The sequence below is a fragment of the Neorhizobium sp. DAR64872/K0K18 genome (genome assembly GCF_050500175.1).
GTDB classification, from domain to species: Bacteria; Pseudomonadota; Alphaproteobacteria; order Rhizobiales; family Rhizobiaceae; genus Neorhizobium; species Neorhizobium soli.
The window spans coordinates 955,958-978,062 of the sequence record NZ_CP191446.1 but is presented as its reverse complement, the minus strand read 5'-3'; the positions used below and the strand labels follow the sequence as shown (position 1 = coordinate 978,062).

The following is a 22,105-nucleotide window of genomic DNA, read 5'->3' as shown; positions in this document are numbered from 1 at the left end:
GTTACCCAGACACCTGATTTGCGGATCCTCTCAGGCGTAAATGCGTCGACTATCATATGGTTAACGAAATGTTACCAACCCTCTGGACACAGAGAATCACTCTGTGATTCATTAGGTCAGATTCGAGCGGCGGCGCAGCGAATCACGACGAGGGATCGGATGACGATGATATCGGGCGTGCAGCGGGAAACCGAGGCCGGGGGATGGTTGCGCTTCAAGTTTCCAGGCTTCAGCAGCCTTGGACGGACGGCTCCGGAGGAGGCTCAGCTTTCCGTCCGGCCGATCGCACAGCAGACGCCGCGCGTCGAGCTGGTGCTGAAGCGTTCCATTCCAATCCTGATCCTTATCTTTCTTGCCGTCGTTGCCGCATCGCGCATTATGGGGATCGTGGGCGAGCATGGCCGGATGGAAGATGCCGCGCGCCAGTCCGCGTCGCTGATGTCCGCGACCGCATCCGCCGCTTTCTCCGGACAGGAATCGCTGTTTGCGGCAGCCGACCGCCAGACTGCCCAAGCGCGTCTCTCGACATTCCTCGGCCAGGACAAGCTGGAGCGCGGCGCTGTCGTGCTCTTTACCGATACCACCGGCAGGATCTTCGGCGGCATCGGCGATACCGGCAGCTATCTCGGCAAGCGTCTTTCCTCGGTTCTTCCCGAAACCGCAGCCATGCGCCGCGTCGGCGGGTCGGGCACGGTCATCGAGACCTTTTTCGGTGATGTCCCCTACTATGCGTCGATCAAGCCAATCGGCAACGACGGTGCGCTGATCGTAGCGGCCCATTCGCTGGAGACGACGAACGAATTCGTACGTGGCGAAGTCTCGCTCAGCGTCACGATATTTGCCGGCATTTCGGCCATCCTGCTCGTCATCCTCTATGCCTATTATGCGCAGGTGAAGCGCGCCCGCGACGCCGACGAGACGTTCGTGCAATCGAACCTGCGCATCGAGACGGCGCTGTCGCGCGGTCGCTGCGGCCTGTGGGATTTCGACGTTACTAACCGGCGCCTGTTCTGGTCGGGCTCGATGTACGAGATGCTCGGCTTCCCCCCGGTGGGCAACGTCGTGTCCTTTACCGATGCGGCGCGGATGATGCACCCGACCGACGGCAACCTCTACGCTCTCGCCCGCGCCATCAGCCGCGGCAATGCCAAGCAGGTGGACCAAGTCTTCCGCATGCGCCACGCCGCCGGCCACTATGTGTGGATGCGCGCCCGCGCCCAGGTCGTGCGGATGGCAAACGGCCGCACGCACGTCATCGGTATCGCCATGGACGTAACCGAGCAGCACCGGCTTGCCGAACGCTATGCAGAAGCCGACCAGCGCCTTGCAGACGCAATCGAATGTACGTCGGAAGCCTTCGTTCTCTGGGATAAGAACGACCGCCTCGTGATGTGCAACACCCACTTCCAGCAGGCCCACGGTCTTCCGGACTCAGTCCTCGTTCCCGGCACCGAACGCAGCACCGTGCTTGGCGCCTCTGCCCGTCCGGTGATCGAACGCCGTGTCGCCGATCCCGATCGCAGCGGCCTGTCGCGCACCACCGAAGTGCAGCTTGCCGACGAACGCTGGCTGCAGATCAACGAACGCCGCACCCGCGATGGCGGCACGGTTTCCGTCGGCACCGACATCACCCTGCTCAAGCGTCACCAGGAACGTCTGCGCGATTCCGAGCGCCGCCTGATGGCGACGATCGGCGATCTCTCCGCCTCGCAGAAGAAGCTCGAGCGCCAGAAGGAAGAGCTTTCGACCGCCAATGCCAATTACCAGGCGGAAAAGGAACGCGCCGAGGCCGCCAACAAGGCGAAGTCGGAATTCCTCGCCAACATGTCCCACGAACTCAGAACGCCGCTCAACGCCATCCTCGGCTTTTCCGAGATCCTCGTGAACGGCATGTTCGGTCCGCTCGGATCCGCCAAATACAGCGAATACTCCCGCGATATCCACGACAGCGGCAAGCATCTCCTCAACGTCATCAACGATATCCTCGACATGTCGAAGATCGAGGCCGGTCACATGCTGATCCAGTCGGAGCCCGTCAACCTGACGCCGCTGATCGAGGAAAGCCTGAGGCTGACGGCCGTGGTGGCACAGGAAAAGCAGATCGCCATCCGCCAGTGCCTGTCGCCTTCCCTCGACATGATCGGCGATCGCCGGGCGCTGAAACAGGTGATGCTGAACCTCCTCTCCAACGCGGTGAAATTCACCGACGAAGGCGGCCGCATCGAGCTTCGCGCAAAGCCGATCAGCGGCGGCATCGTGCTCACCATCGCCGACACCGGCATCGGCATCCCCAAGGCATCGCTGTCGAAGATCGGCCAGCCCTTCGAACAGGTGCAGAGCCAGTATGCCAAGAGCAAAGGCGGCTCCGGCCTCGGCCTCGCCATCTCCCGCTCGCTGATCACCTTGCATGGCGGCACGATGCGAATCCGGTCCGTCATGGGCAAGGGAACCGTCGTTTCGATCCACATTCCCCAGAGCGACATGGTCCAGTTTGCGGCAAAGAAGGTGGCTTGAGGAATACCTCACGATCAATCCCAGATCGCAATTGACTCGCCCTCACACACCTGCGACCCACTTCGCCTGTTGAAGGAGATCACCTGTGAGCAGCGCTGCAGACGCCCGTATTCCCAAGCTCTGCGGAATTGCTGACGACACGCGAGCAGCGCTTGCGATGATCAACGTCAAACTGGATTCGAAGCCGGATCAGGGTTGGATCATCAATCTCGTCTGTGTGATCTTCGGGCTGGTGCTGGCAGCAATCGCTGCGACAGCCGGGATATTCACTCTGATCAGATGATCATCTCGGTCAGAACCGGCAGACGGGGCTCAGGCTCTCACCACCTTCTCGAAAACCTTCCGCACCGCCTTGGATAGCCGCTTTACCTCGCCCTCGAGCGTTGACAGATCCGGGCAGTCTCCAGCCCGGCAGATGCGCTCCACGAGACCGGATGGCGCGTCCCTCGGCTCGAACGGGCCGTCGACGCAGAGCCTGATGATCTGCGACAGTTCGCTGAACAACCTGATTGCCTCAAGGCAGGTATCGAGGTCACCGGGCGTCATCAGGTCGTGGCCTAACAGTTCCAGCAACTCGCCGGTCGTCGAGCCGTAGGTGGGGACGGTGATGTCCTTCACGGGTGCGACAAGCCGCAGGTACTGGGCGAGGAACTCGATATCGATCAGCCCACCCGGTATCAGCTTCAAGTCCCAGCTATCGCGCGGCGGCTTTTCCTTGCCGATCAGGACCCGCATCTCTGAGACGTCCTTGGCGATCTGGCCGACATCACGGCTTGCCGACAGAACGCCGTCGATCACGTCCCTCACCTCGTCCTGAAGGCTTGTGTCACCGCAGACAAGCCGCGCCCGCGTCAGCGCCATATGCTCCCAGGTCCAGGCCTCCTCGCGCTGATATTTTCCGAAGGCACCGATGCGGGTGGCGACCGGGCCCTTGTTGCCGGAGGGCCGCAGCCGCAAATCCACCTCGAAGATCACGCCTTCCGCCATCGGCGCCGAAAGTGCTGCCACCAGCCGCTGCGTCAGGCGCGTGAAATAGCGTTGCGCATCGAGCGGCCGTGGGCCGTCGCTTTCCGCGACCGCGCTGTCATAATCGTAGAGAAGGATGAGATCGACATCGGAGCCGGCGGTCAGCTCGAACGAACCGAGCTTGCCCATGCCGAGGACGGCCAGCCGACCGCCCGGATAGGCACCATGCGACGCCTCGATTTCGGCTGTCACCGCAATCAGCGCTGCCTCGATCAGAAGATCGGCGAGATGGGTGAAGGCGCGACCCGCCTCCTCTCCGGAAATCGACCCGGTCAGCAGCCGGATCCCGATCAGGAAACGGTGCTCGGCGGCAAAGATCCGCAGCCGGTCCAGCCGATCCTCGTAGTGCCGCGAGCTTGCCAGAAACGCCGTCAGCCGCGAGGCGAGAAAGTCGCGGGTGGGGATCTCCGCCATCAGCCCGGGATCCAGCATGCCGTCGAACACATGCGGTTTGGAGGCGACGATATCGGCCAGCCGCGGCGCGGAGGCCATGATCGTCACGATCAGCGAGAGAAGAAGCGGGTTGTTGCCGATCAGCGAGAACAGCTGGATGCCGGCCGGCAGGCCTTTGAGAAAACTGTCGAACCGCAGCAGGGCCTCGTCGGCGCGGCGGCTCTCGCCGATTGCCTTCAAGAGCGCCGGCATCATCTCCGTCAGCCGCTCGCGCGCTTCCGATGACTGCGTTGCCCGGTAGCGTCCTGAATGCCAGGTCCGGATCACCCGGCTCATGTCGGCCGGACGCTCGAAACCGAGCCGGCCGAGCGTCTCCAAGGTATCGGGATCGTCCTTCTGGCCGGTGAAGACGAGATTGCCTTCGTAATTTCCGCCCTGCGAAGAAAGCTTTTCCTCTTGCTCGAACAACCGGGAATATCGCTTCTCGACCGTCCTCAGAATGGCTTCAAGCCTGGTCGAAAAGGCCGCAACGCTGTCGAAACCGAGCATGAAGGCAATGCGCTTCAGTTCCGCCTCGGTGGTCGGCAGCCTGTGCGTCTGCTCGTCATGCACCATCTGGATGCGGTGCTCCACATCGCGCAGAAACCAGTAGGCATCGGTCAGCGCCGCCGCGATCTCCGGCCTGATCCACTTCGCCTCGGCCAGCGCCTTCAGCGCTGCCTCTGTCTCGCGCGTGCGCAAGGCCGGCATGCGGCCGCCGGCGATCAGCTGCTGGGTCTGCGCAAAGAACTCAATCTCGCGAATGCCGCCCCGGCCGAGCTTGATGTCATGGCCTTTGACGGCGATCGCACCGTGGCCCTTGTGCACATGGATCTGCCGCTTGATCGAGTGGATATCGGCAATCGCCGCATAGTCGAGATATTTGCGAAACACGAAGGGCGTCAGCAGCTTCAGAAACACCTCGCCCGCCACGATATCGCCAGCCACGGGTCTGGCCTTGATGAAAGCTGCCCGTTCCCAGTTCTGGCCCCTGCCCTCGTAATAGATCAGCGCCGCATCCATCGACACGGCAAGCGGAGTCGAGCCCGGATCGGGCCTCAGCCGCAGATCGGTGCGGAACACATAGCCGTCTGCCGTGCGCTCCTGCAGAATGCGGATCAACCGCCGCATCATCCGCCCATAGGTTTCCGAGGCATCGAGCGGGTCGGCAAGAATGCCGGCGTCGGGATCATAGAAGACGACGATGTCGATATCGGAAGAGTAGTTCAGCTCGCGGCCACCGAGCTTGCCCATCCCGAGCACGATCAGGCCCGATCCGCGGCTCGGCTCCGCTGGATCGACGAGCCGGAGCTTGCCACTCTCATGGGCTGCCAGAAGCAGATGATCGATCGCCGCCGCCGTAGAAGCCTGCGCAAACTCGCTCAGCCAGCGCGTCGTATCCCGTGCCGAGAAGATGCGGGCAAGATCTGCGAGCGCCAGCAGAAAGCCGAACGCGCGTTTGGCACTGCGCAGCGCCGTCATCACCTCGTTCTCGGACGGGATCCTTGCATCCACCGGTCGCCAGGCGTCTCGCGCTGCGTCAACCAGCGCGGCCAGCGCATCCTCGACCTGCCCGTCGATCGCACCGGCCAGAAGCTTAGGCCTGATCGAAGCCACATCGCGGAGAAACGGTGACAGCGAGAACGCTGCGACAAAAAAGGCCTTGAGCGGCCCATCGGCCTTGACGAGTTCAGCCACGGAAGGCTCGGTCTTGCCGATCTCCTTCAACAGGGAAAGCGCAAGCTTGGCCTCCGCCTGGTTCAGCGGCCGGATCACACCAGCCGCTACGTCGTCGAGCCGGTTTCCGGTCTCCATTCTTTTCCTCCCGCGCTCCGCCAGCCTAGCCCTTCACCACCGGAAACACCATGGTCACCGTCAGGCCGGGAGCCTCACTGTTGGCCTCGTCGGTCGCGGAGAGCTCCAGCCGTCCGCCATGCAGCCCCATCACCGCCTCGACCAGAGACAGGCCGAGACCGGTTCCGGGTTTGGAGCGACTGGCATCCAGCCGGAAGAACCGCTTCGTCACCTCTTCGCGCTTGTCCGCTGGCACGCCCGGACCGTTGTCGCACACGGAAAGCCGGATCAGCCCCGCCGTCGACGAGAGCTTCACCCGGATCTCGGGGACACCGCCGGCTTCGGCGGCATATTTGATCGCATTGTCCAGCAGATTGAAGATCGCCTGGCCGATCAGTTCGCGGTTGCCGTTCACGGAAAGGCCGGGCTCGATCTCGGTCACCAGCGCCAGTCCAACCTCGTCGGCCACCGGTTCGTAAAGCTCGGCACAGTCCGCAGAGGCGGCAGAGAGATCGACATCAGACATTTCCGCCGCCATCGAACCCGCCTCGACCCGCGAGATCATCAACAGCGCGTTGAAGGTCCGGATCAGCTGGTCGCTTTCGCCGATGATCCCTTCCAGCGCGTGACGACGCACATCCTCGCGGTCTTCGGAAAGCGCATCGGCCGCCTTGTTGCGCAGCCGTGTCAGCGGCGTCTTCAGATCGTGGGCGATGTTATCGGAAACCTGCCGCAGTCCCTCGTTGAGTTTCTCGATGCGGCCGAGCATGGCGTTGAGCGATTCCGACAGCCTGTCGAACTCGTCGCCGGAGCGGCCAACCGGCAGCCGCTGCGACAGGTCGCCCGCCATGATCTTCTGGCTTGCGGCCGACATCCGGTCGATCCGTTTCAGCGCATTGCGGCCGATGCCGAACCAGATCACGAGAGCACCGAGCCCCATGATCGCCAGCGCCACCATCAGCGCCTGGCGCACGATATAGCGGAAACGGCTGGGATCTCCGAGATCGCGGCCGATCATGATCCGAAGACCGTTGTCGAAGCGCAGCACGTTGGCGATCGCAAGATGCCGCCGCGCGCCCTGGTTCTCGGAGTATGGGGTGTAGCCGAACGGCATGTCCGTCCAGCCTTCCTTGTCGAGAACGCCCGGCTGCACCGACGCGACATTGCCGGCCAGAATATCGCCGCTCGGGCCCGCAATCACATAGAGATTGGCACCCGGCTGGCGGGCGCGACGCTCCATGATGCGCAGCAGAAGGTTGATCCCGCCGCGATCATAGGCGCGCTGAATGTCCTGGATTTCCTCCTGGATCGTCTGGCGCGTCTGCTGCACCAGCGTCTTTTCGGAAAGCGCGGTGACATAGAACACCAGGAATGCGGCGCAGAGCGCAAACAGCAGGATGTAGAGTGCCGAAAGCCTCACCGCCGTGGAGCGGAACATCAGCCTTGCGCGGTTGACGATACGGGCAAACACGAAGGCTTACCCCTCGTCCTTGATCATGTAGCCGGCGCCACGAATGGTCTTCAGCAGCGGCTTGTCGAAATCCTTCTCGATCTTCGAGCGCAGCCGCGACACATGCACGTCGATCACATTGGTCTGCGGGTCGAAGTGGTAGTCCCAGACGTTTTCGAGAAGCATCGTGCGGGTCACCACCTGTCCGGCATTCTTCATCAGGTATTCGAGAAGACGGAATTCGCGCGGCTGCAACAGGATCTCCTTGCCGGCGCGCTTCACCTCGTGCGACAGCCGGTCGAGTTCCAGATCGCCGACCCGGTAGGCCATGTCCTGTTCCGGCGTGCCCTTGCGCCGGCCGAGAACTTCGACACGCGCCAGAAGCTCGGAGAATGCATAGGGTTTTGGCAGATAGTCGTCGCCGCCGGCGCGCAACCCGGTCACCCGGTCGTCCACCTGGCCGAGCGCCGAGAGGATCAGCACCGGCGCATTGACGCCGCGCTTGCGCAGTTCCGAGATCACCGACAAACCGTCGCGCCGCGGCAGCATGCGGTCGATCACCATGACGTCGTAGGAATTCTCCGTCCCCATGAACAGGCCGCTTTCGCCGTCGCTTGCATGGTCGGCAACAATCCCTGCCTCGCGAAAGGCCTTCGTCATGTAGGCCGCAGCCTCGAGATCGTCTTCAATCACCAGAATCTTCATGTGCGGGACAATAGCGTCGCTTGCGATTTTTGCACCAGCGGAATCATCGGAACTGCCGGATTGTGGGATGATCGTCTGCATCTTGAAACTCCATGAACGGTGAAGGGCGCCGACCGTTGCCGGTGGCGCCCTTCATGAGGTCGTCTGGGAGGACCAACCTATTGGGAACCAGTCGCTGACATCAGCTTTCGTCGATCGGCAGGGCCACGAAGCGGCTGGTGCCACCGGCTTCCACCTGGAACAGCGCACGGGTGCGGCCGTCCTTGCGGGCCTGCTCGATCACCTTGCCGATGTCATCGGCGGTAGCGACCTTGCGGTTGTTCACCGACAGGATCTTTTCGCCGTTCTTCAGGCCGCGGGCCGCGGCTTCGCTGTCCGGGTCCACTTCGGTCACGGCAAGGCCGGAACCGTCTTCTGCCGGCGCAACGGTGATGCCGAGCGAGGCGAGCGCCTTGCTGGTCGAGGGAACCGGCGCATCCGGCTGCTTCGGTTCGGCCGAAGCCGCCTCGTCGCTTGCCATGTTGCCGAGCGTCACGGTGACGTCCTGCATCTTGCCTTCTCGCCACAGATCGATCTTCACCTTGGCGTCAGGGCCAAAGCCTGCGATGCGGCGCGACAGTTCGCGGGCATCCTTGATTGCCTGGCCGTTGACGGCGGTGATGATGTCACCTTCCTTGATGCCGGCCTTCTGGCCTGGCGATCCTTCCTGCGGAGCAACGACAAGCGCGCCGGCCGCTTCCTTCAGACCGAGCGAGTCGGCGATATCCTGCGTCACCGGCTGGATCTGCACGCCGAGCCAGCCGCGCGCAACCTTGCCGTCCTTCATCAGGTCGTTGATCACGTCCTTGGCAGTGGAGGCCGGGATCGCGAAGGCGATGCCGACATTGCCGCCCGACGGCGAGAAGATCGCGGTGTTGATGCCGACAACCTGGCCGGAAAGGTCAAAGGTCGGGCCGCCGGAATTGCCGCGGTTCACGGCCGCATCCACCTGGATGTAGTCGTCGTAAGGACCGGAGCCGATGTCGCGGCCACGGGCCGAAACGATGCCGGCAGTCACGGTGCCGCCAAGGCCGAACGGGTTGCCGACAGCCACGACCCAGTCGCCGACGCGGGTCTTGGTGTCGTCGGCAAAGGACACGTAGGTGAACTTGCGGCTGGTGGCATCGACCTTCAGCAGCGCCAGATCGGTGCGGCTGTCGCGGCCGACCAGCTTGGCTTCGAGCTCGGTGCCGTCGTTGAGGACGACCGTATAGGCCTGACCGTCCGAAACGACGTGGTTGTTGGTGACAACGTAGCCGTCTTCGGAGATGAAGAAGCCGGAGCCCTGTGCGGTCGGACGCAGGTGATGCGGACGATTCGCGCCCGGGCCACCACGCTCGGCGCGGTCACGCGGACCGGCACCGGGGCCGCCGTTCGGGCCGCCGGGAGCATCGGGGCCGCCCTGACCGCCGAATTCCTTGAAGAAGCGCTTCAGCGGATGGTCGTCGGGCAGCTGGTCAAAGCCGCGACCGCCGAAGTTAAAGGAAAAGTTGTTGCCGCCTTCATCGGCAGTCTCCTGCGGCTCGTCCGACTGAACGCGAACGGACACGACGGCGGGCGATACGGCGGAGACCACGTCGGCAAAGCTCGGCGCCTGGGGCGCGGTCACGCTGACGGGGGCCGCGAAGGATGCGGTCACCTGGGCCGGAATGCCGGTCGACAGCATGACGGCCGCAAGGCCGGCTACGGTGGAAGTCTTGAGAACCGTCTTCAGGGAGGGACGTTTAATGGTGCGCATCTGAGCTACCTTCTTCTTCTCGTCAGTCTTGGTGTTGCCGGAGGTCCGGCGGCGGTGGTTGAGAAGAGATATAGGAGCCTGCACCTTAACTGCACGTGTCGGCGGCATGAATTGTTGGTAATGTTCGAAATTCTTGCAGCCTTGAGAAACGGCAGGCCTTACCGCTTCAACAGCTCGTCGATCCGCTTCTTTTCGGCATCTGTCAGAGCCGCGATGGAGCGTGTGTTTGGCCGGGTGCGGATAAAAACGAACAGCGCGACGATGCCGATCACCAGCGCCCCGATCGGCAGCGCCCAGAGAATGATTGTCCTTGCGCTCACACGCGGATTGAGCAGCACGAACTCGCCGTAACGGGAGACGACATAGTCGATCACCTGCCCGTCCGTATCCCCATCCGTCAGCCGCTCGCGCACCAGAACGCGAAGATCACGGGCCAGCTCGGCATTGCTGTCGTCGATCGACTGGTTCTGGCAGACCATGCAGCGCAACTGCGTCGAAATCTGCCGCGCCCGCTGTTCCAGCGCCGGATCCTTGAGGATCTCGTCCGGATTGACGGCGAAGGCGGGAAGCGGTGCGAGTAGCAGGAAGAGCGCAAGCAGAGCCTGGCATGATCTGCGCAAACCCCATCCTCCCCTCATTCCTGTGCTCGTCACAGGAATCCAGGCACGGCGCGTCCGCGCTGTGAAAGAACCCGCTGTTTCAATTGCGTCTTTTGCGCCCAGAGACCCGGGCGCGCTGGATTGCGGTGACAAGCACAGGAATGAGGGAAGCCGCGAATGTTTCATTCCGCCGGCTCCAGCCCACCCTTCGGCGTCACCACCTTCGGCCGCTTGGCCGGCGCGCCGACCCTCAGCCTGCGATCGGACAGCGACACGAACCCGCCCATCATCATGATCAGACATCCGCCCCAGATGCACAGGATGAACGGCTTCCACCAGATCCGCACGACAATCCCGCCGCTATCCATTGGGTCGCCGAGCGACACATAGAGCTGGCTGAGACCGAAGGTGAGAATACCGGCCTCAGTCGTCGGCATGCGCCGCGCCGTGTAGAGCCGTTTCGAGGACCAGACGTCGGCGACAGCAGCGCCGCCCTTGCGGGCCGTGAAATGCCCGCGGCTTTCGGTGAAGTTCGGGCCGACAGCATCGCGGAACCCGTCGAAGGTGAGCGAATAGCCACCGGCCTCCACCGTCTGCCCCTGCTTCATCTCGACAACCGTCTCGGTGCCGAACGTCGTTGCCGCAAAGATTCCGAGCACGGTTACGCCGAGACCGAAATGCGCGAGTGCCGTTCCGAACGCCGAACGCGGCAGGCCCCGGACGCGCCGAATGCCTGTCGCGAAGCCGACCTTGCCGAAATTGCCGCGATACCAGAGATCACCGATCGCCCCGAACATGCCCCAGAAACCGAGCGCCAGCCCGAAAATCGACAGGACCGGTCCACCACCCTGAAAATACGCGAAGGCGAGACCGGCCGCGAGCGACAGTCCGGCAAACACGTAGAGACGCTGCAGCGCCCCCAGCAGATCGCCGCGCTTCCACGCGAGAACAGGGCCGAACGGTACCGCGATCAGAAGCGGCAGCATCAGCAACCCGAAGGTCATGTTGAAGAACGGTGCGCCGACGGAAATCTTTTCGCCGGTCAGCGTTTCCAGCACCAGGGGATAGAGCGTGCCGGTCAGAACAGTGGCAGTTGCCACCGTCAGGATCAGGTTGTTCAGCACCAGCGCGCCCTCGCGCGAGATCGGCGCGAACAGTCCGCCCGCCTTCAGGCTCGGCGCCCGCCAGGCAAACAGCGAAAACGCACCACCGATAAATACCGCAAGGATGCAAAGAATGAAGATGCCGCGGGTCGGGTCGGACGCAAACGAATGCACCGAGGTCAGCACGCCCGACCGCACCAGGAAGGTTCCAAGCAGCGACAGCGAGAAGGTCATGATCGCCAGAAGCACCGTCCAGATCTTCAGCGCCTCACGCTTTTCCATCACCAGTGCCGAATGCAGCATCGCGGTGCCCGCAAGCCACGGCATGAAGGAAGCGTTCTCGACCGGATCCCAGAACCACCAGCCGCCCCAGCCGAGTTCGTAATAGGCCCAGTAGGAGCCCATCGCGATGCCGGCGGTGAGGAATGTCCAGGCCGCCAGCGTCCACGGCCGCACCCAGCGCGCCCAGGCGGCATCGATGCGCCCTTCGATCAGCGCTGCAACGGCAAACGAGAAGCAGACGGAAAAGCCGACATAGCCGAGGTAAAGCAGCGGCGGATGAATGGCGAGACCGATATCCTGCAGAACCGGGTTCAGGTCCTGCCCTTCCGCAGGTGCGGGGTCGAGCCTCAGAAACGGGTTGGACGAGAGCAGGATGAACAAAAGGAAAGCCGAGGAGATCCAGGCCTGCACGGCCAGAACATTGGCTTTCAGCGTATCGGGAAGATTGCCGCCGAACACCGCGACCAGCGCCGAAAACAAGGCGAGGATCAGCAGCCACAGCAGCATCGACCCTTCGTGATTGCCCCAGACGCCGGAGAATTTGTAGATCATCGGCATCATCGAATGGGAGTTTTCCCAGACGTTCTTGACCGAAAAATCCGACACCATGTAGGCCCAGGTCAGTGCCGCAAACGAGATGACCACCAAAGCAAACAGCGTCAGCGAGCCGGTCGTTGCCAGCGCCATCATCGCGGTGTCGCGACGCCTGGCGCCGATCATCGGCAGGGTGGACACGATCAGCGCCGTGGCAAGCGCCAGAACCAGCGCGTAATGGCCGATCTCGACAATCATTGTCTGGTCACTCCCTCGCCGGACGTCGCCGGCATCTGCAGCATCACCTGCGGCTTGCCATCGGTCTTGTTTTCCGGCTGCGCCGCATCCTTTTTCGGCGCCATGCCCTTGCCGGTGCCGTCTTCCCAGACACCGTCCTTTTTCAGCCGATCGGCCACTTCCTTCGGCATGTAGTTCTCGTCATGCTTGGCCAGCACGCTGTCGGCGGTAAACCGGGTGCCGCCGTCAAACACGCCTTCGGTCACCACGCCCTGCCCCTCGCGAAACAGGTCGGGCAGAATGCCGGTATAGCTGACATCGACCTTGCCATTACCATCAGTCACGGTAAAGCTCACCGTCGATCCCTGGCCGCGCTTGACCGATCCCTCTTCCACCAGCCCGCCGAGCCGGATGCGCGTTCCCGGCTGGATATCGGTCTTGGCCAGATCGCCCGGCATGAAGAAATACGCGACCGACTGCGAGAAGGCGAACATGACCAGCAGCACTGCGATCGTGACGAAGCTCATGCCGCCCAGAATCACCGCCATGCGTTTCTGCTTGCGTGTCATGGTCTTGCTCCTCCCGGCGCCGGCGATGCGTCCGCATCGAGCCCGATATCCTTGCCAAGCGCCAGCAGACGCTTGCCATCATTGCCGTCAGGCGGAAACTGCGCCAGTCCGGTCGAAAGTGCGTCGCGGGCCTTTGCCTCGTCGCCCAGCACCGCATAGGAGCGCACCAGCCGCAGCCAGCCCTCGATATCGTCGGGCTCGTCCTTGAGCTTTGCGGCGAGACTGTCGACCATGCCGGCAATCATCGCCTTGCGATCACCCTGCGACAAGTCCTGCGCTGCCGCAACATCTTCCTGTGTCGGCCCTCCGAGCGAAGGGGCCACCGGCTTTGCCGCAACAGGCACCCCGCCATTCTTGACGATATGTTCGTCGAGCAGACCCTTCCATGGCGCATCCGCGGGCGTTGCGCTTGCAAGCTCCTCGAAGGCTGCGCGTGCCTCGTCCTTCCTGCCGCCCTGCTCAAGCCCGAGCGCCGCATAAAAGCGCGAGCGCGGATCATTCGGATCGAGCTTCACCGCCTGCTCGAACGCCTGACGCGCCGCTTCCGTGACGATCCCGTCATTGGCGACAACAAGCGTCTCGCCGAGGCCCGAATAGCGGGCATTGCTCGGCCCGATGAAACGGATCGCATTGCGATAGGCAAGTTCGGCGTCACCAGCGCGGTCCAGCCGCAGATAGATCGGCGCCAGAATATCCCAGCCCGCGCCATCAGTCGGATTTTCGGCCAGATGCCGCTCCACCTTGGTGACGAGCAGCGCGATATTGTTGCCGGGGTTTTCAAGACGCGCCTGTAGCGGCTGGTCCGGGATGCCGGGATTTCCGAGGCTCAAGTAAAGACAGAGCCCCAATGCCGGCGGAACGATCGTGACGAGTGCCGTCGCGATCCGGTGCTTGTTTGTAGCAGCACCGCCGGTTTTGTCCTGATCGTTTTCGGCCGCAGCGGCAATCAGCCGGCGTCCAACCTCGGCGCGGGCGTTCTCCGCCTCCTCAGTGCTGATCAACCCGCCTTCGCGGTCGCGGTCGATTTCCCGCAGCTGGTCGCGATAGACTTCGACCTCTCCGGCCCTCGTGGAATTGCTCCGACGAGCATTCGATACGCCGGAAGCAGCCGCCGAAGCGCTGCGCGCAAACGGCAGGAGAAGGGCCACTGCGACGGCAGCCGTCAGCAGCGCGAGAACGATCCACAAATACATCATCGCCCATTACCGCAATCGGTGACGCTTTCCAATGGCCGGCCAGTGGTCTAGCGCGCGTTGACGCGAATTTGACGGGTATTGCCGCAGCCGGCAAGCGTTCCCCTAGCAGCAAAGATGGAGACCGCTCCCGACAGCATCGGCAACGGTTTTTTATTTTCCGCGTCTGATCGGGATTGTCAGGTCAACGGCGTCCATGTGCCGCTGGCGTTGCGGCAGGCTGCCCCCCGCGACATCAGTTCCTTGCCGGCGACCGTGACGGTGTGGCGATACTGGCGGCAGTTCTGCGAACCGACCTGGAACGGCGCATTGGCAATCACCTCGCCGCTCGCATCGTCACCCTTCCACTTGATCGTCTGCCCCACAGCGCTGCCTTCAAGCGCGCGGTATTCTGCCTCAAGCGCCCGCGTCCGGTCGCTGCTGGAGAGCTCGGCGCCGGTCCGCCCGACGATCCCGCCCTGCAGCGCCGTGATATAGGCAGCCGAACTTGACGGCCGTTGCGACAGCAAGCCTTTCGGTGCACCCGCCGCGGTGGAACTGGTGTTGCACCCTGCCAGCAGGCCGGCAATCGTCATGAATGTTGCTGCAGTGAGGAGATGTGACAACCGCATCGTGTCGGGAACCGCGCTCGTTTCGTTTTCAGGATCGGAACCGGCATCATTCGGTTTCCGGCTTGGCGCCATTATGACGCTATTGGGTCGGAACTGAAATGCTGCGATTGTCGCCTCTCCTATTTGTGCGCAGTTCTTGTTGTCGCCGTGTCGTCACGGCATGATGTTGCATTGGCTGTAGACAAGATATAGCAGGCGATCCGTCCGTCCAGAACCGTCGGAAGCAAGTGCGGCGTCGTTGCCCATCGGCCACAGTTTTCTTCCCTCAACCGGCCTTGTGCTCAGCCGGCGACTTCCTTGATCATGCCCGGCAGCAGCAACTGGGTCCGAAGGCCACCGCGCACCCCGCGCGTCATCTCCAGCTCGCCCTGATATTCGCTGACGATCTCGCTTACAATCGACAGTCCCAGCCCGGCCCCCGGCTTGCTCTCGTCCAGCCGCCTGCCGCGCTTGACCGCTTCGGTGATCTGGTCGGGATTGAGACCCGGCCCGTCGTCTTCGACGGCCATCTCGATCCAGGGACGCTTGGCCGCCTCTCCTTCTGCCTTTTCCGGTGGCGCTGTTGCAAGCGCTGCCGTCACCCAGACGCCGGTGCGACAGAACCGTGCGGAGTTTTCCAACAGGTTTCCGATCGTCTCCTCGACATCCTGCTGCTCCAGCGCAAGCGCTGCGCCCGGCGGATAGACGGAAAGGTGGAATTCCTTGTCGGGGTTGAGGCGGCGCATCACGCGCACCAGCCGCTCCAGCACCGGCTCGATATCCGTGCGCGCCAGAAGCGAGTTGCGCTGTGCCGCGATCCGGGCGCGATTCAGATAGGATTGCACCTGCGCCTGCATCGTCTCGGCCTGCGAGCGGACGAGATCGGACTGGACCTTGTCGAGCATGCGCGATTCGTTGAGCAGAACCGCGATCGGTGTCTTCAGCGAATGCGCGAGATTGCCGACCTGCATGCGGGCCCGCTCGACGATGCGGCGGTTGCTTTCGATCAAAGCATTGATGTCGTTTGCCAAAGGCATGATTTCACGCGGAAATTCTCCCTCCAGATGCTCCGCCTCACTGCGCCTCACCCGCTCCAGCGAGCGGCGCGCCGCATCAAGCGGCTGCAATCCGTAGAGGATGGCGAGGCCATTGACGATCAGGCTGCCGATCCCGAACACGCCGAGCGCGATATAGAGGCTGCGCGAAAAGCTGCGGATATCGTCTTCCACGGCATCGAGATTGCCCGAGACGCGAAACCGCGCCGCGCGTCCCTCGCCATCCAGAACCACTTCGGTTTCCGCGACCAGGACGTGGTTCCCGAAAGCGTCGCGGGTCGGATAGAAACGCTCGTAGCGATTGTTGAACGGCGCCTGCAGGATCGACGGCACCGTGATGTTGGAGGTCCCGAGCGACGAGGACGAGATCGCCGTCGCGGCAAACGTGCCGAGCGGTTCGATGATCCAGTACCATCCGGTCTCCGGCTGCGAGAAACGCAGGTCGCCCAGTTGGGGGTTGCCGATCAGCTTGTTGTCCTCGCCGATCGTCACGGAATTGATGACGTTATAGAGCTGCGCCCGCAAAAGGTCGGTAAACGAGCGTTCGGCGGACTGGCGGTAGAGCTGCGAAATGACGATCGAGATCACCACCAGCGCCACCGCCGACCACGTGGTTGCCAGAAGCAGAACGCGAGCGGTGAGCGAGCGAGGCCCTATCCGCTTAATGCGCATCGTTGGGCGCTTGCATGCGGTAGCCGAGGCCCCGCACGGTTTCGATCAGGTCGACACCGATCTTCTTGCGCAGGCGCCCGACAAACACTTCGATCGTGTTGGAATCGCGGTCGAAATCCTGGTCGTACATGTGCTCCACAAGCTCGGTGCGCGACACGACCTGGCCCATGTGATGCATCAGGTAGGAGAGAAGCCGGAACTCGTGCGAGGTCAGCTTCAACTGTATCCCATCGACGCTTGCCTTCGATGCCTTGGTATCGAGACGAACCGGACCGCAGATGATCTCGGACGACGAATGCCCCGCAGCACGCCGGATAAGCGCACGCACGCGCGCAAGCACTTCTTCCACATGGAAGGGTTTTGCCACATAATCGTCGGCGCCGGCATCGATACCCGACACCTTGTCGCTCCACCGGTCACGCGCCGTCAGCATCAGCACCGGCATGCCCTTGCCCGCCTCACGCCACTTCTCGACAACGGTGATGCCGTCCATCTGCGGCAGTCCGATGTCGAGGATCACGGCGTCGTAGGGCTCGGTCTCGCCGAGATAGTGCCCTTCTTCGCCGTCGAAGGCCTGATCGACCACATAGCCGGATTCCTTCAACGCGTCGGAAAGCTGGCGGTTGAGGTTGACGTCGTCTTCGACCACGAGAATACGCATGAAACTGTCCTGAAAATCACTGCGGGCCCCGCCGCGGTATGAAGCTTACAAGCCGGTTTACAGGCAACCGGCCTACATGGGAACCCGGACCGTCACCTTGCGCGGACGTTCGCCATTGCCCTGCACCAGCACGGTGACAATGCAGGTCTGTCCGTCCGAGGATGGCTGGGCGGACAAAAGCTGACCTCCCGTGTCGCGCAATACCTTGTTTGCCGCCGTGCCGCAGTCGCCTGCAACCAGGATCAGATAGTCGCGCGCCGGCGCGTTTGCCGGCACAAAGGCCGCCAATCCCGCTATTGTCGCGGCGATGATCGCAATGATCGGCAGTCGCGCCATGGCTTTCGGTTTCCACTCATAAGACGACAGGTGTCACGCCCCGGGATCACGGTCTTGAATCACGTCCCCGAAATCATGTCCAAAGCATTCGATGGAGTATGTATCCAATACCAACTGAATGGCAAATGAATGGTCTGTAATGCTGACCCTCGTGGCGCCGTCATCCCTTGCCCGTCGGATGGATCGGCGCGCTCGCGACGATCCGCCCGTAGAGCGCCAGCAACCCGCCGAAAGCACCGGCAAAGGTGACCAGAATGTCGGCAAGCTCCCCTTGCGCATCAGCGTTAATCTCCACTCCCGCCACATGCGCAAGCGGGGCGGCAACGGCAATCAGCGCGCCCCAGATCGTCTTCGATTGATACCAGGCTTTTGTCCCGTCCATAGCTGTCTCCCATCACGATATTGTCAGAAATCGGCACACAAAAATTGGCACTCAAACTCGGCTGTCAGAACGCGATCGTCGCAAGCGCCGCAATGCCGAGCGGCACGGCTTGCCCGATCTGGCGGATGCTCAGGGTGAGGCTCGGCTGCTGAGAGCCGAAATCGGCAAGCTCGTCGCTCGCCGGATAAAGGAACAGCGGAGCCTCGACCTCCACCCGCCGCACCACGACGCCACTGGTCCCGAGGATCTCGACGCGGTAGCCTTCGTCCGGCTCGTCTCGCGGAATATCGCGCCCGTCCCAGCCGTCGGCATCGACGCGCCCGCGCCGGATCCAGCGGAACTGGGCAGCGCCATCGGCCAACCGGACGCCGCGGATATGCACCGGCGAAAGCGGCGTCTGCGCCCTTTCTCCACCGGCAAACACATGCGGTCCGGATCGGCCTCCGACGGCGCCCAGGCTTTCGGCCAGGAAATTCAGCCTCCGTCCCTGCTCGTCACCGGTCAGCCCGAGCGGCTTCACGGCATCGTCCAGCACCACGCAGGCCGCACCGACAGCGCTCCCGGCCGCCATCGCATCCTCGGTTCCCGCCAGTCCCCGCAGCAATCCAGACAGCCGCCATCGCCCCGCCGCGATCTCCTGCGCCTTGGCAAACCCGACGATTTCCCAGATGCCGTTTGACGCGCGGATGGCTAGCCGGTTGTCGCCGCTCAACACCGCCAGCGTCTGCGCCGACGAGAGACCGCCGAAATAAAGCTCGAGATCGAGCACCTTTGAGCGGTCGAACCGCGCCGTCACACCTGGGTCGAGCGCCGAGACAAGCACCCCGAGCCGCGCCGGGCGGTCGAGCGTCACCCGCCTGCGATATCCATCTGTTGTCACTGAGGACGAAACCGCGATCCGTGTCCAGGGCCTGCAAAACACCGCGACCACCGCAAACCCCGCCTCATCAGACGAGGTCAGCCGCGGCAGGTCGAGGAAATGCACGACCGGCGCAAACGCGTCGCTCGCCCAGCGGCCGCTGTCACGCCGCGTCGTGACAGCATCATACCGCCCAGGTGGAAGCGGCGCATGGCTCTGCGCCTCGATCCGTCGCACCGCCCCGTCCTCGACCCGCTGGACGACGAACATGCCGTCGGGACCGTCCGTCAGATGCACCGCATCGCCGGGCTCGAGCGCCAAATCCTGCGGCGGCAGCGTGAAGGAGATCGAGCGCCGTGCCACGCGCTGCGCCCGCAGCACCGATTCCACCGCCCCGAGCGCCGCCTCCTCGCACAGCGTCGCCGGCAGGTCGTAGCTTGCCACCCGCTCGCTTTCGGCCGTAGCGCGGCGCGACCGTGCGCTCGCCTGCTCGTAGTCCAGAACCGGATTGTAGAAGCCGAGCACCGCTTGCGCGGGGAAATCGCTGTCGTGCCCCCGGCTTTCCGACCAGAGCGGTTCGCCCTCGACCTCCGCCACGATCGCGATCTCGCGCGCAGCAAGGCTCGCGCCCTGCCTTGAGCGGAACCGTAACAGCCCGGCATCCTCGCTGACGTCGATCTGGAACACGCTCAGCAATGGCTCCAGCAGCGCGCGCGCCGAGGTAACATCGGCCTGCACGTAGCCGGTCAGATCGCCGCTCACGCCGGACACGTCGAAATCGTCAAAACCGTGATCGGTCAGGATTGCCGCAATCGCGTCGGCAAGCGTCGTTCCGCCCAGCCTGCCGTTCAGCCAATGCCCCGTGCGCCAGTTCTCGCCGTCGCTCCAGATCGTCAGGTCGTCGGGAAAGGCCGGGGACGGCCGCGCGTCCCATGTCCAGACGAACACGTGATCCGGATCGACCATGCCCACGGGTGCCGCCTCGCCCTGCCACCAGCCATGATGCGCTTCGAGAAACCGTCGCTGTTGGCTGTCGGACCGCCCGCCGGACGAGAAATACGGCAGGCTGCTTTCCACCGATTTCGGATCGACAAACACATTCGGCTGGTTGGCGCCCTTGTCGACAGCCGGGCAACCCAGTTCGGTAAACCAGATCGGCTTCATCCCGGGCAACCAGGCCGTCGCTTCCGCACTCTCCACGCCGCCCACCCGGTTATAGTGACGGTTGCTCCACCAGCCCTGGATATCCTTGGCGCGAAACACCCAGGGCTTGCCCGCCAGCCCGTCGCTGATCGGCGAGCGCAGTCGGTTCGCCCGGTCGGCCTCGCTTGCATAATACCAGTCGAAGCCCTCACCCGCCGCAATCTGCGCCGCCATCGCCGCCCGGTCCTCGCAGGACCGGAACCCATCCGGATTTGCCGCTGCCAGATCCTCGTCGCGCCAGTCGGCGAGCGGCATGTAATTGTCGATCCCGACCGCATCGATATGAGGCGACGCCCAGAGCGGATCGAGATGGAACAACACATCGCCGGAACCATCCTGCGAGTGGTAGCCGAAATATTCGCTCCAGTCGGCGCCATAGGTCAACGCCGTCGCCGGTCCGACAAGCGCCCGCACATCCGCTGCCAGCGACACCAGCGCCTCGACAAACGGAAACGCACCGCTCTGATCCCGGATCTGCGTCAGCCCCCGCAGTTCCGATCCGATCACCAGCCCCTCGACGCCACCGGCCGTATTGGAGAGCCCCGCATAGTGCAGCACCATCCGCCGATAGCCTTCCGCCCCGCTGGCAAAAGCCTCGACCTGCGTCCTCGCAAGAGCCGTCCTGTCGGCACTTCCAGCCAATCCCGCTGCCGGATGACAGGTGATCCGCCCGCGCCACGGGTAGCTTGCCTGCTCCGCCTTGCCATAGGGATCGGCCAGACCATTGCCCGGCGCGATGTCCATCATCACGAACGGATAGAGAAACACCTTCAGCCCGCGCGCCTTGAGATCGGCAATCGCCGCGAGCACGCTCGCATCCCCAGGCGTGCCGCCATAGGCCGGCCCGCCTCCCGACGAACTGACGCGATGCGCCGCGCTCCTGACCACGCCTGCAACCGACCATGGCGTGCTTTCGTCGCGCCGCGTCTCGACCTCGACGCCCGGCAGAATGCGGCATTGCCCCGCGCGCAGATCCGTCCCGAACCAGGCAACGACCAGCGCCACACTCTCGATATTGGGGCAAAGCGCCTGCAATTCGTCGAGCGAAGCCTGCCAGTCCGTCTCAGCCACCATCGTGTTTCGGTTGAGAATGCGGGCGCTGCCCTCCGCCGTCTTCTCGGTCACCTGGACCGTGTGATAGCCATGCTCCGTCGCACCGGGAATGATCGTCACCGCCCGGATCTGCCTCTCCAGCGTCCCGACCGGCCGCACCACCTCGAACTGCAGCAGCGGAATGCGGTTGCCAAACGCTTCGAGCGGCAACCGGTCGAACACGACATAGGCAAGCCCGCGATAGGCCGGCGCCTTCCCTTCGCCCTGCTTTGCCTCGATCAGCGGATCCGGCAACTGTGTCTCGTCGCCGGCATGAACGCGCATCTCGATCGCCGTCAGGTCCAATTCCTGGCCATCGGCCCAGACGCGCCGCACGCAGGCGATCGGACCCTCGCAGAGCCCGACGGCGAAGTTGGCGAAATACTGAAACGTTTCCGTCTGAGACCCGCCCGTCGCCTTGGCGCCGCTCCGCTCCCGCGTCGCCTCCTCCTCGAACCGCGTCGCCCAGATCAGCGTGCCCCCGATCCTCGCGGTCCCATAAACCCGGCTGACCGGCGCCCCTTCGTCCGCCCCCGGAATGCGCGCCGTCGCAAGTCTTGCCCCCGAGACGGTCGAGGAACCGCCGAGCAACGCCCGATCAACAACGCTCCCCGCCAACGCGCCCGCCGCCCGCCCAAGGATCGCCCCGACAGGACCGAACACCCCACCAAGTGCCGCACCCGCCGCCTGAAACAGGATCGTCGCCATGGAACCCCCTCACGCCGATCCAGTCGTGACCTGGATGCGCGCTCATGCTGTGGATCTATCGGATTGCGGGATGGAGGTGGCTGCCCCTCACCCTAACCCTCTCCCCGCTCGCGGGGAGAGGGAACGTGCCTCGATTAGGCTGGAGCAAGCAGCTTTCGTCCTTCTCCCCGCAAGCGGGGAGAAGGTGCCGGCAGGCGGATGAGGGGCAGATGCACATTCGCCGACGCCAGCCGGATGAGTGGCAGATCCCCGCTCATCCATCACCTAGATACCCGCTAAAATTGTGATAACGTATCGGCGTTTGGAAGCAGAATGCAGCACGCGCCGCGCCA

At 63.4% G+C, this 22,105-nt stretch carries 16 protein-coding genes; 2 read left to right on the top strand and 14 right to left on the bottom strand.

Translation table 11 applies throughout. From position 1 onward, the window contains the following. Positions 1-159: 159 nt before the first annotated feature. Together ACQY1P_RS10090 and ACQY1P_RS10085 are read left to right on the top strand one after the other, a co-directional pair. Positions 160-2,514, top strand: coding sequence for a PAS domain-containing sensor histidine kinase (locus ACQY1P_RS10090; RefSeq protein WP_430256334.1), 2,355 nt, complete (start codon positions 160-162; stop codon positions 2,512-2,514). 85 nt (positions 2,515-2,599) lie between these two features. Then, on the top strand, positions 2,600-2,797 hold the full coding sequence (locus tag ACQY1P_RS10085) for a hypothetical protein (protein WP_325261328.1): 198 nt from the start codon (positions 2,600-2,602) through the stop codon (positions 2,795-2,797). Between the two features lie 29 nt (positions 2,798-2,826). Here the strand turns inward: ACQY1P_RS10085 and ACQY1P_RS10080 are convergent, their stop codons facing one another. From ACQY1P_RS10080 to ACQY1P_RS10015, 14 genes are all read right to left on the bottom strand, one after another. Continuing rightward, on the bottom strand, positions 2,827-5,787 hold the full coding sequence (locus tag ACQY1P_RS10080; RefSeq protein ID WP_430256333.1) for a bifunctional [glutamine synthetase] adenylyltransferase/[glutamine synthetase]-adenylyl-L-tyrosine phosphorylase: 2,961 nt from the start codon (positions 5,785-5,787) through the stop codon (positions 2,827-2,829). 25 nt (positions 5,788-5,812) lie between these two features. Further along, entirely contained in the window at positions 5,813-7,204 is a 1,392-nt protein-coding gene (locus tag ACQY1P_RS10075) for an ATP-binding protein (RefSeq protein WP_325261962.1), read from the bottom strand. Between the two features lie 39 nt (positions 7,205-7,243). Beyond that, positions 7,244-8,002, bottom strand: coding sequence for a response regulator transcription factor (locus ACQY1P_RS10070; protein WP_274598264.1), 759 nt, complete (start codon positions 8,000-8,002; stop codon positions 7,244-7,246). A 100-nt stretch (positions 8,003-8,102) separates the two neighbouring features. Then, positions 8,103-9,698, bottom strand: coding sequence for a Do family serine endopeptidase (locus ACQY1P_RS10065; RefSeq protein WP_174195877.1), 1,596 nt, complete (start codon positions 9,696-9,698; stop codon positions 8,103-8,105). 158 nt (positions 9,699-9,856) lie between these two features. After that, positions 9,857-10,336, bottom strand: a complete 480-nt coding sequence (locus ACQY1P_RS10060; protein WP_062453433.1) for a cytochrome c-type biogenesis protein — start codon at positions 10,334-10,336, stop codon at positions 9,857-9,859. A 143-nt stretch (positions 10,337-10,479) separates the two neighbouring features. Next, positions 10,480-12,474: a heme lyase CcmF/NrfE family subunit gene (locus ACQY1P_RS10055; protein WP_430256332.1), complete on the bottom strand. Its 1,995-nt coding sequence runs from the start codon at positions 12,472-12,474 to the stop codon at positions 10,480-10,482. Further along, positions 12,471-13,022: a cytochrome c maturation protein CcmE gene (gene ccmE, locus ACQY1P_RS10050; protein ID WP_430256331.1), complete on the bottom strand. Its 552-nt coding sequence runs from the start codon at positions 13,020-13,022 to the stop codon at positions 12,471-12,473. Before ccmE ends, ACQY1P_RS10055 begins: the two co-directional genes overlap by 4 nt. After that, entirely contained in the window at positions 13,019-14,215 is a 1,197-nt protein-coding gene (gene ccmI / locus ACQY1P_RS10045) for a c-type cytochrome biogenesis protein CcmI (RefSeq protein WP_430256690.1), read from the bottom strand. The genes ccmE and ccmI overlap by 4 nt, the downstream gene beginning before the upstream one ends. A 179-nt stretch (positions 14,216-14,394) precedes the next feature. After that, the gene (locus tag ACQY1P_RS10040; protein ID WP_430256330.1) at positions 14,395-14,790 is read right to left on the bottom strand and encodes a hypothetical protein; all 396 of its coding nucleotides are present in this window, start codon (positions 14,788-14,790) and stop codon (positions 14,395-14,397) included. 317 nt (positions 14,791-15,107) lie between these two features. Beyond that, complete coding sequence (locus ACQY1P_RS10035) at positions 15,108-16,532, bottom strand: sensor histidine kinase (RefSeq protein ID WP_062453437.1); 1,425 nt, start codon at positions 16,530-16,532, stop codon at positions 15,108-15,110. Further along, positions 16,522-17,193: a response regulator transcription factor gene (locus tag ACQY1P_RS10030; RefSeq protein WP_062453438.1), complete on the bottom strand. Its 672-nt coding sequence runs from the start codon at positions 17,191-17,193 to the stop codon at positions 16,522-16,524. Before ACQY1P_RS10030 ends, ACQY1P_RS10035 begins: the two co-directional genes overlap by 11 nt. Positions 17,194-17,265: 72 nt before the next feature. Then, entirely contained in the window at positions 17,266-17,529 is a 264-nt protein-coding gene (locus ACQY1P_RS10025; RefSeq protein WP_062579714.1) for a hypothetical protein, read from the bottom strand. A 160-nt stretch (positions 17,530-17,689) separates the two neighbouring features. Continuing rightward, complete coding sequence (locus ACQY1P_RS10020) at positions 17,690-17,911, bottom strand: hypothetical protein (protein WP_062453440.1); 222 nt, start codon at positions 17,909-17,911, stop codon at positions 17,690-17,692. Between the two features lie 64 nt (positions 17,912-17,975). After that, complete coding sequence (locus tag ACQY1P_RS10015; RefSeq protein WP_430256329.1) at positions 17,976-21,773, bottom strand: baseplate multidomain protein megatron; 3,798 nt, start codon at positions 21,771-21,773, stop codon at positions 17,976-17,978. Between the last annotated feature and the right edge of the window lie 332 nt (positions 21,774-22,105).

Bases quoted from the DNA above. Each gene is read 5' to 3' on its own strand.
- ACQY1P_RS10065 (WP_174195877.1), bottom strand. From the start codon at position 9,698: ATGCGCACCATTAAACGTCCCTCCCTGAAGACGGTTCTCAAGACTTCC.
- ACQY1P_RS10015 (WP_430256329.1), bottom strand. From the start codon at position 21,773: ATGGCGACGATCCTGTTTCAGGCGGCGGGTGCGGCACTTGGTGGGGTG.
- ACQY1P_RS10035 (WP_062453437.1), bottom strand. From the start codon at position 16,532: ATGCGCATTAAGCGGATAGGGCCTCGCTCGCTCACCGCTCGCGTTCTG.
- ACQY1P_RS10030 (WP_062453438.1), bottom strand. From the start codon at position 17,193: ATGCGTATTCTCGTGGTCGAAGACGACGTCAACCTCAACCGCCAGCTT.
- ACQY1P_RS10070 (WP_274598264.1), bottom strand. From the start codon at position 8,002: ATGCAGACGATCATCCCACAATCCGGCAGTTCCGATGATTCCGCTGGT.
- ACQY1P_RS10075 (WP_325261962.1), bottom strand. From the start codon at position 7,204: ATGTTCCGCTCCACGGCGGTGAGGCTTTCGGCACTCTACATCCTGCTG.
- ACQY1P_RS10080 (WP_430256333.1), bottom strand. From the start codon at position 5,787: ATGGAGACCGGAAACCGGCTCGACGACGTAGCGGCTGGTGTGATCCGG.
- ACQY1P_RS10090 (WP_430256334.1), top strand. From the start codon at position 160: ATGACGATGATATCGGGCGTGCAGCGGGAAACCGAGGCCGGGGGATGG.
- ACQY1P_RS10055 (WP_430256332.1), bottom strand. From the start codon at position 12,474: ATGATTGTCGAGATCGGCCATTACGCGCTGGTTCTGGCGCTTGCCACG.
- ccmI (WP_430256690.1), bottom strand. From the start codon at position 14,215: ATGTATTTGTGGATCGTTCTCGCGCTGCTGACGGCTGCCGTCGCAGTG.
- ccmE (WP_430256331.1), bottom strand. From the start codon at position 13,022: ATGACACGCAAGCAGAAACGCATGGCGGTGATTCTGGGCGGCATGAGC.
- ACQY1P_RS10060 (WP_062453433.1), bottom strand. From the start codon at position 10,336: ATGAGGGGAGGATGGGGTTTGCGCAGATCATGCCAGGCTCTGCTTGCG.
- ACQY1P_RS10025 (WP_062579714.1), bottom strand. From the start codon at position 17,529: ATGGCGCGACTGCCGATCATTGCGATCATCGCCGCGACAATAGCGGGA.
- ACQY1P_RS10040 (WP_430256330.1), bottom strand. From the start codon at position 14,790: ATGACGATTGCCGGCCTGCTGGCAGGGTGCAACACCAGTTCCACCGCG.
- ACQY1P_RS10020 (WP_062453440.1), bottom strand. From the start codon at position 17,911: ATGGACGGGACAAAAGCCTGGTATCAATCGAAGACGATCTGGGGCGCG.